The sequence below is a fragment of the Brevundimonas sp. GW821-FHT09G01 genome (genome assembly GCF_059416065.1).
In genome coordinates, this window is sequence record NZ_JBWKOL010000005.1 from 65,771 (window position 1) to 80,255 (window position 14,485).

Consider the following 14,485-nt stretch of genomic DNA (forward strand, 5'->3'; position numbering starts at 1 on the left):
TCTACACTCTGAATCAGCTGAGGCCGCTGGCCGGGTTCGGGGCGGCGAAGGCGGAGAAGCCGTAGTGCGCCAGCCAGCGCGTATCGGCCTCGAACATGGGGCGCAGGTCGGAGATGCCGTACTTCAGCATGGCCAAGCGATCCACGCCCATGCCGAAGGCGAAGCCCTGATACTCGTCCGGATCGATGCCGCACTTCCGCAGCACGTTCGGGTGCACCATCCCGCAGCCCAGAATCTCCATCCAGCTGTCGCCGGTGTTCAGCTTCAGCTCGCCGCCCGAGCGGTCGCAGCGGATGTCCATCTCGGCCGACGGCTCGGTGAAGGGGAAGTGGTGCGGGCGGAAGCGGGCGTCGACGCCGTCCAGCTCGAAGAAGCGGGCGACGAAGGTCTCCAGCGTCCACTTCAGGTGACCCATGTGGATGGCCTTGTCGATCACCAGGCCCTCGACCTGATGGAACATCGGCGTGTGGGTGGCGTCGCTGTCCTTCCGGAAGGTCCGGCCCGGCGCGATGATCCGGATCGGCGGCTTCTGCGTCATCATGGTGCGCACCTGCACCGGGCTGGTGTGGGTGCGCAGCACCTTGCGCTCGCCCGTTTCCGGGTCGGGCTTCAGGAAGAAGGTGTCGTGCATCTCCCGCGCCGGATGCTTGGGCGGGAAGTTCAGGGCCGTGAAGTTGTGGAAGTCGTCCTCGATGTCCGGGCCTTCGGCGACGGCGAAGCCCATGTCGGCGAAGATGGCGATCATTTCGTCCATCACCTGCATGGTCGGGTGCACGCTGCCCTGGCGGCGCGGGCGCGGCGGCAGCGTCAGGTCGACGTGTTCGGCCTTCAGCCGGGCGTCCAGCTCGGCGCCTTCCAGCTCGGCCTTGCGGGCGGCCAGGGCGGATTGCACCCGGTCGCGCAGGCCGTTGATCATCGGACCCTGCTCGCGGCGCTCGTCGGGGCTCATGGCTCCCATGCCCTTGAGCAGGCCGGAGATCGAGCCGGACTTGCCCAGCGCCGCGACGCGCAGGTCCTCCACGGCGGCGGCGGTTTCCGCCGAGCCGATGGCGTTGATCAGGTCGAGTTCGAGTTGGGCGAGATCGGTCATGTCCGGCAGCATCTAGCGGCTGACGGGCCGCGCGTCACCTGTCCGGCTCAAGGCGCGGTGCGCGCGGCGGACTGGGCCGCCGCCAGATCCTCGGCCGTGCCCCGATTGGCCGCCACGATCCATTCCGGCGGCTCGGGCTCCCAGCGGATCGCCCGGCCGTCCGTCCGCGTCCAGCGATGCAGCCAGGATATGCCGTTGGCCCGGACATAGCTGTCGGCGTGGCTGTAGATCGGATCGGCCAGCGCCTCGCCCAGCGAGACGAAGCGATAGCCCCGCGCCAGGTAGAGGGCGTGGATCCGCGGATAATAGTCCCGGTTCAGGCTGTTGGCGTGCAGCAGCAGGACCTGCGCGGGCTCCCGGCCGCCGGTGATCTCCGCGCTGTACGGCTCGAAGAAGTCCAGCACGGTGGTCATGTAGGCGACGTAGGCCTCGCCCACCCTCGCCTTCAGGGCCGGATCATCCAGCCGCTCGGCCTTGCGGTAGACGTCGGCGAACATCCAGTCGACGTTGTCGATCGTCACCGGCGCGACCTCGTAGCCGCGTTCGGCCAGGCCCGAGGCGATGGCGGCGTGCTTCTCCGGCGTCTCCCCGGTGAAAAGATAGGGGTGGCGGAACCAGCGCAGTTTCTGGCCGCGCGCCTCCAGCAGCGGCCGGGTGATCTCCGCGCCCCGGTCCGCGTCGGCGAGGTAGGCCTCAGCCGTGTTCTGATGAATGTTGATGTGGCTGAAGGTGTGGTTGCCGACCTCGAACCCGGCGTCCAGCCACAGGGTCAGCAGTTCGGGCAGCAGGACCGCGCGCTGGGCGTCGCAGACCTTGCCTTCATTGACGAAGATCGTGCCGTGCGTGTCCAGCGGCGCCACGACCGCGATCAGGTCCCGGGTCAGGGCGCGCGCCGCGTCCGGATCGCACAGGGCGGCTTCCGGCGCCTGATAGGGCAGGTCGTCGAAGGTGACGGCCACGGCGCGCTGCTGGGCGGCGGCGGGGCCGGCGAGGCCGAACACGAGGGCGGCGACGAGAAGCGGGCGCGAGATCATGGCCGCAGCCTAGCCGCGCAGCGTCCGATACGGCAACGCCCGGCGCCGTCTGACCGGGTCGTCCTCAGTCGTTGAGGACGAAGGTGACCTTCATGTTCACCCGGTACTCGGTGATCTGGCCGCCCTTCACGATGACCTTCTGCTCCTGGATCCAGGCGCCCTCGACGTTCTTCAGGGTCTTGTCGGCGCGGGCGATGCCCTGTTTCAGCGCGTCCTCGAAGCTGACGGTGGACGAGGCGGTGATTTCGGTGACCTTGGCGACGGACATGGGTCGGCTCCTGGATCAGGTTGGACGCCGGTTTATGGCGACGCTTCCCTGAACGACCGGGCCCATTCGTCGGTTGCGCGGCGCATACGAAAACGCCCGCCCCGGCGAACCGGAGCGGGCGTGTTTCAGACGTTCGGCGTGAAGGCTTAGGCGGCCTTCAGAGCGTCACGGACCTTGTCGGCGATCGCCTTGAAGGCGGCTTCGTCGGCGGCCATCGCGGCCAGGACCTTGCGGTCCAGTTCGATGCCGGCTTCGCCGAGACCGTGGATGAACTGCGAGTAGGTGAAGCCTTCGATCCGGGCCGCGGCGTTGATGCGCTGGATCCACAGGGCGCGGAAGTTGCGCTTCTTGGTGCGGCGGTCGCGGTAGGCGTACTGGCCGGCGCGATCGACGGCGGCCTTGGCGGTGCGGATGGTGTTCTTGCGGCGGCCGTAGAAGCCCTTGGCCTGCTTCAGAACCTTCTTGTGTTTGGCGTGGGACGTTACGCCCCGAGTGACGCGAGCCATGTCGCTATCCTTTCAAATTCAGGTGGAGATCAATCGAAACAGCGCGCGCCGATCAGGCGTACGGCATGTAGGATTTGATCTTCTTGGCGTCGGCGTCGGCCATGACCGAGGTGCCGCGGTTCTGGCGGATGTATTTGCTGTTGTGGCTGATCAAGCGGTGACGCTTGCCAGCAACGCCGGCCTTAACCTTGCCAGTGGCCGTGAATTTGAAGCGCTTCTTGGCGCCCGACTTCGTCTTCAGTTTCGGCATTTTCATCTCACTTTTTGAGTGGGTTACCGCTCTTCGAGCCACTTGGGCCCGAGGGGAGGTTTCCCTGATTAAGAACCGCCCAGGCATGCCTGTTCGCCCGGCGGTTCGGTACGCGAAGGCGCGGCTTCTAGTCGAAGCGGCGGCCAGAGTCCAGTGTTGAGCGGGATTTCAGGTCGCCGCAGCCTCCGCCTGATGCTTGCGGAAGGCGCGGCCGGCGTTGATCGCCATCACCGCCGCCGGAACCGTCAGCGCCGCCCCGACCAGGAAGGGCCAGTCGTGGCCCAGGGCCGAGAACAGGGCGCCGGCGGCCATCGGGCCGAAGATGCGCGCGATCGAGCCCGAGGCCATGTTCAGTCCCAGCATGGCGCCCTGCCGGTCCGGCGGCGTCGAGCGGCTGATCAGGGCCGAGATGTTGGGCATGGCCAGCGACATGCCGCAGGCGCCGACCGCCATTACGATCGGAATGATCCAGCCCTGCGCGACGGGCAGCGTCCAGGCGCCGATGTCCAGGGACACGGCGGGGAACCAGGCGACGGGCGCGGCCACCTGGGCGACCAGCGAGGCGCCGAACAGCAGCATCCCGAACGCCAGCACCGGCGCCTCGCCGAACCGCTTGGCCAGCCGCCCGGCGAAGAAGCCCTGGTTCAGGGTCGAGACGATGCCGACGATCATGAAGCTCAGCCCGACCTCCAGCGCGTTCCACGCATAGCGATCCTCGGCCCACAGCCCGAACACGCTCTCCATCGCCGAGAAGCCGGCCATGTAGACCAAGGTCACCAGCAGCACCCGCGACACGACCGGATTGGCCCGGGCGTCATGCAGGCCGGCCAGGAAGCGCGGACGCGGAGCGGCCGGATCGGCCTTGGCGCGGCTTTCCTTCAGGAAGACGACCACGCCGACCGCCGCCAAGGCGGCCAGGGCCGCGGCGGTGAAGATCGGCAGCTGATAGCCGATATGCCCCAGTTGCGGCTGGGTCAGCAGCCCGCCCAGACCCGGACCGACGATGAAGCCCAGTCCGAAGGCGGCGCCGATCAGGCCCATGCGCCCGGCCCTCTGTTCCGGCGGGGTGATGTCGGCGACATAGCCCTGGACGGTCGAGATGTTGCCCGCCCCCAGGCCGGTGAACAACCGCACCGCGATGGCCAGCCAGATGTTGGGCACGAAGGCCAGCGCCAGATAGCCCACGGCGTTCGCGACCAGGGTGATCAGCAGGACCGGCTTGCGTCCGATCCGGTCCGACAGCCGCCCCCAGAACGGTTCGGCGAAGAACTGGCCCAGCGAATAGGCCGAGAACATCAGCGTGATCTGCCAGGCCTCCGCCTTCAGGCTCTGGGCGAAGAACGGCAGCAGGGGCACCACCAGGCCGAAGCCGACCAGATTGATGAAGACGACGGAAAACAGCACGGCCAACGCCGGTGCCTGAACCTTGGGCGCGGGAGGCGAAGCGTCGGTCTGTGTCATGCGGACAGGCTTAGCCTGTTGCGGCGCATACGAAAACGCCCCGGCCGATGGGCCGGGGCGTTTCTGTTTCAGCGGCGGATCCGATCAGCGCGGGGCCAGGATCATGATCATCTGGCGGCCTTCCATACGCGGGGCGTATTCGACCTTGGCGATCTCGTCGAAGTCGGCCTGCACCTTGTTCAGCAGCTTCATGCCGAGTTCCGGGTGGGCCATTTCACGACCGCGGAAGCGCAGGGTGACCTTCACCTTGTCGCCCTCGTCGAAGAAGCGATGCATGGCTTTCGCCTTCACTTCGTAGTCGTGGGTGTCGATGTTCGGGCGGAGCTTGATTTCCTTGAGCTCGACGACCTTCTGGCGCTTGCGGGCCTCGGCCTTCTTCTTCTGCTCCTGGAAACGGTGCTTGCCGTAGTCGAGGATCTTGCAAACGGGCGGATCCGACGTGGCGACGATCTGAACCAGATCCAGGCCCGCCTCCTCGGCGGCCTCCAGCGCGGCCGAGGTCGGCATGACCCCCTGCTTCTCGCCATGCTGGTCGATCAGCAGGACGCGAGGCGCGCGGATATCGTGGTTCATGGGCGGCCCGTCCTTGACGGGCGGCGTTTGCATCGGACGGCGAATGGGCGTCGTTTCCTTATGTGGTCGAAGAGGGTCGATATTCTGACGAGAAGGAGCGCGCGATAAATCGCGGCGTTCCCCTCCGGCGGCCTATATGAGCCTCAAACCCCGTATTTTCAAGGCGTGACGGGCGCTCAGGACGCGATGAAGTCCGCGTGTAGCGCCAGCACCGCATCATAGACGTGATCGACCGTCAGGTCCTCGATGGGCGCGAACTGGCCGCGCGTCTCGTTGGAGGCCGCGGTGCGGGTTTTGGGGCCCCACGGGCCGTACAGCCACCACTCGGTCGGCCCGAACAGGCCCAGCGTCGGTCCGCCCAGCGCCGCCGAGACGTGCATCAGGCCGGAATCGTTGCCCACGAACAGCGCCGCCCGGTCGATGGCCGCGGCCGAGGCCAGGATGTCGCCCTTGCCCACGAAGTCGATGCCGCGGTCTCCGGCGGCTTCCAGCGCGGGGGTCGCCGGCGGGCGGTCGCCCGGTCCGCCGACGGGCATGAAGCGCCAGCCGTCGAAGCGGGGATCGGCCTTCAGCTTTTCGACCAGGGCGCCCCAGCGGTCGGCGGGCCAGCTCTTGCCCGGCTGGTGGGCGATGGGGGCCAGGGCGAGGATCGGGCCCGGCCCTGCGCCGCCCGCCAGCTGCGGATCGATGACGGCGGCGGCCTCGGCGCGGGCCTGGTCGTCCAGCCAGATTTCCGGGTCCAGCGGCGTCTCCGAGCCCATCAGGCGCGACACCATCTCGACCTTGCGCAGGCCGGTCTCCCACGAGCGGTTGTAGATCACCCGCCGTTTCGTCGGGATGATGTAGGCCAGGCCCGAGCCGCGGATGTCGATGACCAGATCCCAGCGGGTCCCGACCACCTGCTTCCACAGGTCGATCCAGTGTCCGGACAGCTTCTTCTTGTCCAGGATGATGGTCCGCTCGACGCCGGGGGCGTTGCGGAAGAAGGGGGCCGGCGGACGGCCGCAGGCGACGGTGATCCTCGCGCCCGGGATCTGGCGGCCGATCTCGCGGATCACGCCCGAGGAGATGACGCAGTCGCCGATCCGGTTGGAGGTGACGAACAGGACCTTGGGTTCAGACACGCGTTTCGGCCTTCGCTTCGATGATGGTCGTTCGCTATCAGTCCCCGAACGATTTCGCGAGAGGAACGGCCATGGATGATCTGGAACGCCTGAACCGCCCGGATGGCGAGACCCTGGCGCTCAGGCGCGTTCACGGGGCCGGACCGACGGTGATCTGGATCGGCGGCTTCCGGTCCGACATGGAGGGGACCAAGGCGCTGGCGCTGGAGGCGGCGGCGCGCGAACGCGGCTGGAGCTACGTCCGCTACGACCATTTCGCCCATGGCCAGTCCTCCGGCGACTGGCGCCGGGCCACCATCGGCCGCTGGCGCGAGGACGCCATCGCTCTTATCGACAGCCTCGAAGGCCCCGTCATCCCGGTCGGTTCGTCCATGGGCGGCTGGGTCGCCCTGCTGGCCGCCGTGGCGCGGCCCGAGCGGGTCAGGGCGCTGGTTCTGGTCAATCCGGCGCAGGACTTCACCGAGCGGCTGATGTGGCCCGGCCTGCCGGATCACGTCCGTCAGGCCATCCTTCGGGACGGCGAGGCCCTGATCGTCGAGGAGGGGCTGGGAGAATATGTCCTGACCCGCCGCATGTTCGAGGAGGCCCGCGACTGGCTGCTGCTGGACAGCGTCATCCCGGTCGCTGCTCCGGTCCATATTCTGCAGGGGCGCAAGGACGATGTCGTGCCGTGGCGTCATCAGATCGAGCTCGCCGAACGGCTGAAGGGCGGCGACGTCACGCTGGACCTTGTGGCCGACGGGGATCATCGTCTGTCCACGCCCGCCGATCTCGACCGTCTGGTCGAGGCGGTCGAGCGCAACCGTGGGCAGGCCGCGACATTGTCCTGACCAAAGGAGGAACGCATGCGCATCCTGACGATCTTCACGCCCGTCGTGCTGGGTCTGGCCCTCTCGGCCTGTTCGACCGCCACCGGACCGGACCGGTACAATACCGACCTGCAGAAGCTGGCCGACGACTGCCGCGCCCGCGGCGGCATCCTGGCCCCCACGGGCCAGCTGACAAGCAATCCGCAGACCGACAACGTCTGCGAAATCCGCGGCCAGACGGGGCGCGCGCCCAGCAACCCGGGCTGACGCCGCCCCGACGCTTACGCGCCGGATGTCCTAGAGAAGCGCGGTGATCGCCGCGCGCGCCGCCTCGCCCAGATCGGCGCGCTTCAGCGCCAGCGCCACATTGGCGCGCAGCAGGCCGATCTTGTCGCCGCAGTCGTGGGTCACGCCCGCGTACTGGACCGCCGTGAACGCCTGGTCGGCCATCAGCCGCGCCATGCCGTCGGTCAGCTGGATCTCGCCGCCCGCGCCGCGCTCCTGGGTTTCCAGGATGTCGAAGATTTCCGGCTGCAGGATGTAGCGGCCCGAGATCGACAGGTTCGACGGCGCCGTGCCCTTGGCGGGCTTCTCGACCATTCCCTTCATGCGGATGCGGTTGCCCTCGCGGCCCTCGATGGGATCGACGATGCCGTATTTGTGGGTTTCGCTCTCGGGCACCTGTTCGACGCCGATGACGTTGCCGCCGACCTCGGCGTAGACCTCGGCCAGCTGCTTCAGCGCGCCCGGCTGGCTGTCCACGATCACGTCCGGCAGGATCACCGCGAACGGCTCGTCGCCGATGATGTCGCGGGCGCACCAGACCGCGTGACCCAGGCCCTTGGGCTGCATCTGGCGGGTGAAGCTCATCTCGCCGGCGCTGGCCAGTTCGGCGTTCATCATCTCCAGGATGTCGGTCTTGCCCTTGGCCAGCAGCTGGGCCTCTAGCTCGATCTGGTGGTCGAAATAGTCCTCGATGGCGCCCTTGGAGCGGCCGGTGACGAAGACGATGTGCTCGATCCCGGCCTCGCGGGCCTCCTCGACGATGTAGCTCAGGATCGGCCGGTCGACGACGTTCAGCAGTTCCTTGGGCGTGGTCTTGGTGCCGGGCAGCACCCGGGTGCCGAGGCCGGCGACGGGCAGAACGGCCTTGCGGAGACGGCGGGAATGGGCGGGCATGAAATGTCCTGATCAGAAGGGTCGGGCAGCCTAACGTATTTGCGTCAGGAAGCGATCACTCGACGGTGACCGACTTGGCCAGATTGCGCGGCTGATCCACGTCGGTGCCCTTCTGCACGGCGGTGTAATAGGCCAGCAGCTGCACCGGGATGGCGTAGATCAGCGGCGCGATCAGCGAATGGCATTCCGGCGCATCGACGCGGCGGATGCCCGCGCCGTGCGGATCGGGCGCCGACTTCGGCGCGATCATGATCACCGGCCCGCCGCGCGCGGCGACTTCCTGCAGGTTGGAGGCGGTCTTTTCGAACACCTCGTCCAGCGGGGCCAGGGCCACGATCGGCGTCAATTCGTCGACCAGGGCGATCGGCCCGTGCTTCAGCTCGCCGGCGGCATAGCCCTCGGCGTGGATGTAGCTGATCTCCTTCAGCTTCAGCGCGCCCTCCATGGCCAGCGGGAACATGGCGCCCCGGCCCAGGAACAGCACGTCCGTCGCCTTGGAGATGTCGTGGGCGACGGCCTTCAGGTCGTCTTCCATCCGCATGGCTTCGGCGATCAGGCGCGGCGCCTCGAACAGCGCCTTGACCAGTTCGGCCTCCTTGGCCGCGTCGATGCGGCCGCGCTGCACGCCCGCCGACACGGCCAGCGCCAGCAGGGCGGCGACCTGGGCGGTGAAGGCCTTGGTCGAGGCGACGCCGATTTCCGGCCCGGCGTGGGTCGGCCACAGGCTCTCGGCTTCACGGGCCATGGACGAGGAATGGACGTTGACCAGGGCGGCGGTCTTCAGCCCGGCGGCCTTGCACCAGGACAGGCTGGCCAGGGTGTCGGCGGTCTCGCCCGACTGGCTGACGGCGACGGCCAGCGTTCCCGGCGTCAGGGCCGGATGGCGATAGCGGAACTCCGACGCGATCTCGACGTCGCAGGGCAGGCCCGCCAGCTTCTCGAAGGCGTAGCGGCCGATCTGGCCGGCATAGAAGGCGGTGCCGCAGGCGACGATCTGGACCCGGTCGACCTGGGCGAAGTCGACCTCATTGGTCTTGGCCCGGCCGTTCACGAAGTCGAGGTAGTGGCTCAGGGTGTGCTGGACGCTGTCCGGCTGCTCATGGATCTCCTTTTCCATGAAGTGCCGGTACTCGCCCTTCTCGACCAGGGCCGAGGAGGCGGAGACCTGCACGATCGGCCGGTCCACGGCCGCGCCCGAGGCGTCGAACATGCGCGCGCCGTCGCGATCCAGGGCGACGAAATCGCCTTCTTCCAGATAGCTGATGCGGGTGGTGAAGGGGCCGACCGCCAGGGCGTCGGAGCCCAGGTACATCTCGCCGTCGCCCCAGCCGACGACCAGCGGGCTGCCCCGGCGGGCGCCCAGGATCAGGCCGTCCTCGCCTTCGATCAGCACGGCCAGCGCATAGGCGCCCGTCAGCCGGTCCAGCACCGATTTGAACGCGACCAGCGGGTCATTGGACTTGGCCAGCTCGCTGTCCAGCAGGTGGGCGACCACCTCGGTGTCGGTCTGGCTCTCGAAGGCGTGGCCTTCGGCGACCAGCTCGGCTTTCAGCTCGGCGAAATTCTCGATGATGCCGTTGTGCACCAGCGTGACCCGGCCCGCCTTGTGCGGGTGGGCGTTGGCCGTGGTGGGGGCGCCGTGGGTGGCCCAGCGGGTGTGGCCGATGCCGATGGTCGCGGTCAGCGGTTCGGCGGCCAGCACGGCCTCCAGCTCGCGAATCTTGCCCTTGGCCCGGCGCCGTTCGATCTTGCCGTCGACCAGCGCGGCCACGCCCGCGGAGTCATATCCGCGGTATTCCAGCCGCTTCAGGCTGTCGATCAGACGGGGAACGGCCGGGCCGACGCCCGTCACGCCAATGATGCCGCACATGAGAGAACCCTCGGAGAAATAATGGTATCCGCGCTTGGCGCCGCGGCGCGGGAGGGTCTAAGCCGACCCTGACTGTCAGCGCCGGTGTAGGCGACGATGACCTGGATTTGCACCTGAAAAGCGGTTTCGCAAGGTTACGGCGAACCGTCGAGCAAGGAAGACTGGATTTGGCTGAGCGACGCTATTTCGGCACCGACGGCATTCGCGGGCGCGCCAACACCCATCCGATGACGCCGGAAGTGGCGCTGCGCGTCGGTCTGGCGGCGGGCCGGATGTTCATGTCGTCGGACGACCGCCGCCATCTGGTGGTCATCGGCAAGGACACCCGCCTGTCGGGTTACATGATCGAGCCGGCGCTGGTGGCGGGCTTCTCGTCCGCCGGGATGGACGTGCGCACCTTCGGTCCCCTGCCGACGCCGGGCGTGGCCATGATGACCCGCTCCATGCGCGCCGACATCGGGGTGATGATCTCGGCCTCGCACAACGCCTTCCTCGACAACGGCATCAAGCTGTTCGGTCCCGACGGCTACAAGCTGTCGGACGCGGTCGAGCTGAAGATCGAATCGATGATGGACGAGGATCTGGGCGCCGGCCTGGCCCCCGCCGACGGCCTGGGCCGGGTCAAGCGCATCGACGACGCCCAGGCCCGCTATGTCGAGATCGCCAAGGCCAGCTTCCCCAAGGGCCTGAGCCTGCAGGGCCTGCGCATCGCCGTCGATTGCGCCAACGGCGCCGGCTACAAGGTCGCCCCGACCACCCTCTATGAACTGGGCGCCGAGGTCTTCCCCGTGGGGGTCGAGCCGAACGGCCTGAACATCAACGAGAACTGCGGCTCGACCCACCCCGGGACCCTGTCCGAGGCGGTCCGCGCCTGCCGGGCCGACATCGGCATCGCCTTGGACGGCGACGCCGACCGGGTCATCATCTGCGACGAGAAGGGCGAGGTCATCGACGGCGACCAGATCATGGCCATGGTGGCCCTGGACTGGGCGCGCCGGGGCCGGCTGACCGGCGGCGGCCTGGTCGCCACGGTCATGTCCAACCTGGGTCTGGAGCGGGCTTTGGCGGCCGAAGGCCTGACGCTGGAGCGCACCAAGGTCGGGGACCGCTATGTCATGGAGCGCATGAAGGAAGGCGGCTTCAACGTCGGCGGCGAGCAGTCGGGCCACATCATCCTGCACGACTACGCCACCACGGGCGACGGCCTGATGTCGGCGCTGCAGGTTCTGGCCGTGCTGGTCGAGAGCGGCCGTCCGATGAGCGAGCTGGCCCGCCAGTTCGACAAGGTGCCCCAGCTTCTGGAGAACGTCCGCTTCACCGCCGGCAAGCCGCTGCAGGACGCCGCGGTCAAGGCCGCCATCGCCGACGCCGAGGCCCGCCTCGCGGGGGTCGGCCGCCTGCTCGTCCGCCCCTCGGGCACCGAAAAGCTGATCCGCGTCATGGCCGAGGGCGACGACGAGGCGCTGGTGAAGTCGGTGGTTGCGGACGTGTCGGCGGCGGTGCGGGCGGCGGGCTAGGCCTCAGTCCGGCCGTCCCCAGTCGCTGACCGGCTGCGGCTCCGGCGCCAGTGTGGTCTCGCCATGGCGGTTCGGTCCGGGCGCGCCCCGCTGGGCCAGGATGATGATCAGCGTCACCAGCGCGACCATGTAGAGCGCGTTGTTGAGGACCAGCAGGCCGAACAGGCCGAGGTTCGGCGTCTCGCTGGCCATCATGTCCGTCATCATGATCGGAAAACCGATCGCGGCGATGCCGAGGAAGGGCACGGGCATCAGGCCCCAAAGCGCCGTCATGTTGCGATCATGCAGGCGCCGCGACACCGCCGCCGCCAACAGGCTGATCGCCAGGACGACCGTCACTCCCATGACTCCGCCCAGGATGCGGAAGTCCGGCGTCGGCGGCGGCGGAAGCGGAGGCGGCTCCGCCTCGATCCGTACGGGGGTGTCGGGCGGCAGGTCTGGGTCGATCAACAGGACCGGTTGCGCGTCGGTATAGGCCTGCGCCTTCCCGATCAGATCGGCCATCACCCAGCTCATGCCCATGGCCTGGACGAGAAAGACCAGCGCGACCACCATGCCGACGTAGGGCCAGAACTCGCCGCGGGTATCGCGGCCCGAGAACTGCGTCAGCTTGCTGAAGCCTCGAATGATCGGATTGGCCATGCCGTCCCCCTTGATGACGGCTCCAGCCTATCGGGGGACGCCGGTCGGGGCCAGTCAGTCCCGGATCGGCTCCACCGTCAGCACCGTCGCGTCGCGCGCGCCCACCTCGCCGCGGGGGCAGGGGCGCGGGTTGAACGACAGGTCGTTGCAGATGCGGACCTCGCGCAGCCTGTCGTCCTCTGTCGTAGCGATATAGACCGCCTGGCGCGGCAGGCCCGGGTTGGCGCGGGCGAAGGCGTCGCGCAGCTCGCCCGCCGTGCGCAAGGCCCGCGGATCGGGCCGGACCAGCTTGTCGTACATGGCGGCCGATTGCTGGAAATAGGCCTCGGGCGTGTCCCAGCCGCAGGTGCCGTGCGCGGCCCATTCATGCTGCACCAGATCGACCGACGGCGTCCGGCACAGCTCGGCCCGGATGGTCTGGGGCGCCACCCGCGTCGCCGCCCGGCAGTAGCGCGGATAGGGTCGCCCGTCCGAGTTCGGCCACAGCCCGTGCAGGGTCCAGCCGAAGCGGTTGGCGTCGCACGCCAGGTCGCCCTGGCCGTCCCCGCCGGTGCGGCAGGTCTCGGGCATCCAGGTCACCGCCAGCATGTGGAACAGGATCGGCCGGTCGGCCACGACCTCGTCGGGCCGGACATGCTCCATTTCCGGCGCGGGCAGCACGGCGGGCAGGCGGCAGGACTGCGCCGTCGCCGCGACGACGGCGGGCGCCGCCGGCTGCGTCTCGCAAGCGGTCAGCGCGGCGGTCGCGGTCAGCAGGCCGGCCAGCAGGATCGTGGGTCGGATACGCATCACGCCGGCTCCCGGTTAAGCGCGCCCAGCGCCTGGGCCACATCGTCGACCCGCTTGCGGATGTCCGGCACGGCGATGGTCTCCCAGAAGGTCGCGCGGGCCGGCGGTCCCAGCACGAACAGGCGCGGGTCGGCCGTTCCGTCGGCGTGCAGGACGCGTCCCTGCAGGTCCAGGTCCAGGCCCAGCCTCAGCGGGTCCATCCGCGCCCGTCCGTCCGCCAGCAGGGGTCCGGTCAGCGGGTCCTTGGCCGGGTCGTGGCCCGGCCCGGTGCAGTCGATCAGCCAGCGTCCGGTGATCGGCGGCTGTTCCGGCCCGCTGCGGGGGCGGAAGGTCAGGGTCACGGCTTCCGCGCCCTCCTCGATCCGCTTCACGCGGCCGGCGGTGATCGTCAGGCGGCCTTCGTCCTCAAGGGCGGCGATGGCGGCGGCGATGGTGTCGGCGATCCGGTGCCGGTGGACGTCCCACCAGGGCCGAAGGTGGCGCACCAGTCGCGCCCGGGTCGGAATGTCCGCCGCCTGCCACAGGTCGGCGGTGATCGGCCTCAGCCCGTCCATGACCCCGCGCCAGTCGCCGTCCGCGGACAGACGCCGCGCTTCGTGCAGCCGCCGGGACGGGGCCGCGTGCAGCAGGTCGTCCGTGGGTTCGACATAGGCGTCGGGCCGGTTGTCGTGCCCCCGGGGCTTCAGCCCCCGTCGCGAGAGCGCCCGCGCCCGGCCGCGCCAGCCGCGCGCCTGAAGCCACAGCACCATGTCCACCATCGTCAGCCCGGTGCCGACGACGATCACGTCGTCTTCCGGTCCGATGCGGTCCAGCGCGCCGGCGGCCCAGGGGTCGCCGATCACCCGGCCGGCCGTCCCGTCCTGACCGGCGGCCGCCGTCTTCGGGGCCGGGTTGCCGGTGGTCAGGACGATGGCGTCGGCTTTCACGATCTGTCCGTCGGCCAGGCGCACCGCGTCGGTGTCGATGGCGACGACCTCGCTCTTCACGGTCTCGATCAGCCCGGGGCGAGCGGCCCGCACCTCGGCCAGCCGGTCCTGCACATATTGGCCGTACAGGCGGCGCGGCGCGAAGCCGTTCGGGTCGGCGCGGTCGGGATGGTGGGTTTCCAGCCAGCGCACGAAGTCGCCGGGACGGTCGCTGATCGCGCTCATCCGGTTGGAGCGCACGTTCAGCAGATGCCCGTCGAACGGCGTCGAATAGGCGACGCCCAGGCCGAAATTCCCGGTGCGGTCGATGATCGTCGAGGCGATTCGCCGTTCGGCCAGCCGCGCGGCCAGCATGGCGCCGGAGAAGCCTCCGCCGATGATCGCCACGCGCTCGATGGTCCGGGTCACGACGCCTCCTCCGTTGGCGGGGTTCTGGACCGCGCCGCC

Annotated in this window: 16 protein-coding genes; 3 read left to right on the forward strand and 13 right to left on the reverse strand. The window is 68.9% G+C overall.

Annotated features, from left to right (window positions below):
• Positions 1–13 precede the first annotated feature (13 nt).
• From pheS to AC07NB_RS11130, 8 genes are all read right to left on the reverse strand, one after another.
• The gene (gene pheS / locus AC07NB_RS11095; RefSeq protein WP_494571034.1) at positions 14–1,090 is read right to left on the reverse strand and encodes a phenylalanine--tRNA ligase subunit alpha; all 1,077 of its coding nucleotides are present in this window, start codon (positions 1,088–1,090) and stop codon (positions 14–16) included.
• Between the two features lie 47 nt (positions 1,091–1,137).
• Positions 1,138–2,124 carry a polysaccharide deacetylase family protein gene (locus AC07NB_RS11100; RefSeq protein ID WP_291832148.1) on the reverse strand — a complete coding sequence of 329 codons (987 nt, stop codon included), beginning with the start codon at positions 2,122–2,124 and terminating at the stop codon, positions 1,138–1,140.
• Between the two features lie 64 nt (positions 2,125–2,188).
• Positions 2,189–2,392: a dodecin family protein gene (locus AC07NB_RS11105; protein ID WP_492312153.1), complete on the reverse strand. Its 204-nt coding sequence runs from the start codon at positions 2,390–2,392 to the stop codon at positions 2,189–2,191.
• 146 nt (positions 2,393–2,538) lie between these two features.
• Positions 2,539–2,898 (reverse strand): 50S ribosomal protein L20, encoded by a 360-nt coding sequence (rplT, locus tag AC07NB_RS11110; protein WP_141625602.1) that lies wholly within the window; start codon positions 2,896–2,898, stop codon positions 2,539–2,541.
• Positions 2,899–2,950: 52 nt separating this feature from the next.
• Complete coding sequence (gene rpmI, locus AC07NB_RS11115; protein WP_003166435.1) at positions 2,951–3,148, reverse strand: 50S ribosomal protein L35; 198 nt, start codon at positions 3,146–3,148, stop codon at positions 2,951–2,953.
• A gap of 168 nt (positions 3,149–3,316) precedes the next feature.
• Positions 3,317–4,609 (reverse strand): MFS transporter, encoded by a 1,293-nt coding sequence (locus tag AC07NB_RS11120; protein WP_494571035.1) that lies wholly within the window; start codon positions 4,607–4,609, stop codon positions 3,317–3,319.
• A gap of 84 nt (positions 4,610–4,693) precedes the next feature.
• Positions 4,694–5,215 carry a translation initiation factor IF-3 gene (infC, locus tag AC07NB_RS11125; RefSeq protein WP_291832151.1) on the reverse strand — a complete coding sequence of 174 codons (522 nt, stop codon included), beginning with the start codon at positions 5,213–5,215 and terminating at the stop codon, positions 4,694–4,696.
• Between the two features lie 143 nt (positions 5,216–5,358).
• Positions 5,359–6,306 carry a glycosyltransferase family 9 protein gene (locus tag AC07NB_RS11130; RefSeq protein ID WP_492312155.1) on the reverse strand — a complete coding sequence of 316 codons (948 nt, stop codon included), beginning with the start codon at positions 6,304–6,306 and terminating at the stop codon, positions 5,359–5,361.
• Positions 6,307–6,377: 71 nt separating this feature from the next.
• Here AC07NB_RS11130 and AC07NB_RS11135 point away from each other — a divergent pair, with 71 nt between their 5' ends.
• Positions 6,378–7,136, forward strand: coding sequence for an alpha/beta fold hydrolase (locus AC07NB_RS11135; RefSeq protein ID WP_494571036.1), 759 nt, complete (start codon positions 6,378–6,380; stop codon positions 7,134–7,136).
• Positions 7,137–7,151: 15 nt separating this feature from the next.
• The gene (locus AC07NB_RS11140) at positions 7,152–7,382 is read left to right on the forward strand and encodes a hypothetical protein (RefSeq protein WP_494571037.1); all 231 of its coding nucleotides are present in this window, start codon (positions 7,152–7,154) and stop codon (positions 7,380–7,382) included.
• 30 nt (positions 7,383–7,412) lie between these two features.
• Here the strand turns inward: AC07NB_RS11140 and galU are convergent, their stop codons facing one another.
• Together galU and glmS are read right to left on the reverse strand one after the other, a co-directional pair.
• Complete coding sequence (gene galU, locus AC07NB_RS11145; protein ID WP_291832155.1) at positions 7,413–8,294, reverse strand: UTP--glucose-1-phosphate uridylyltransferase GalU; 882 nt, start codon at positions 8,292–8,294, stop codon at positions 7,413–7,415.
• A gap of 55 nt (positions 8,295–8,349) precedes the next feature.
• Entirely contained in the window at positions 8,350–10,164 is a 1,815-nt protein-coding gene (glmS, locus tag AC07NB_RS11150) for a glutamine--fructose-6-phosphate transaminase (isomerizing) (protein WP_494571038.1), read from the reverse strand.
• Between the two features lie 167 nt (positions 10,165–10,331).
• Between glmS and glmM the strand changes: the two genes are divergently transcribed.
• Positions 10,332–11,681 (forward strand): phosphoglucosamine mutase, encoded by a 1,350-nt coding sequence (glmM, locus tag AC07NB_RS11155; protein WP_291832157.1) that lies wholly within the window; start codon positions 10,332–10,334, stop codon positions 11,679–11,681.
• A 3-nt stretch (positions 11,682–11,684) separates the two neighbouring features.
• Here the strand turns inward: glmM and AC07NB_RS11160 are convergent, their stop codons facing one another.
• The 3 genes from AC07NB_RS11160 to AC07NB_RS11170 are packed head-to-tail and all read right to left on the reverse strand — an operon-like array spanning position 11,685 to position 14,446.
• On the reverse strand, positions 11,685–12,323 hold the full coding sequence (locus tag AC07NB_RS11160; RefSeq protein ID WP_492312158.1) for a DUF805 domain-containing protein: 639 nt from the start codon (positions 12,321–12,323) through the stop codon (positions 11,685–11,687).
• 54 nt (positions 12,324–12,377) lie between these two features.
• On the reverse strand, positions 12,378–13,112 hold the full coding sequence (locus AC07NB_RS11165) for a ribonuclease T2 family protein (protein ID WP_494571039.1): 735 nt from the start codon (positions 13,110–13,112) through the stop codon (positions 12,378–12,380).
• A complete protein-coding gene (locus tag AC07NB_RS11170) occupies positions 13,112–14,446 on the reverse strand; it encodes an FAD/NAD(P)-binding protein (protein ID WP_494571040.1) in 1,335 nt (444 codons plus the stop codon). Before AC07NB_RS11170 ends, AC07NB_RS11165 begins: the two co-directional genes overlap by 1 nt.
• Positions 14,447–14,485 lie beyond the last annotated feature (39 nt).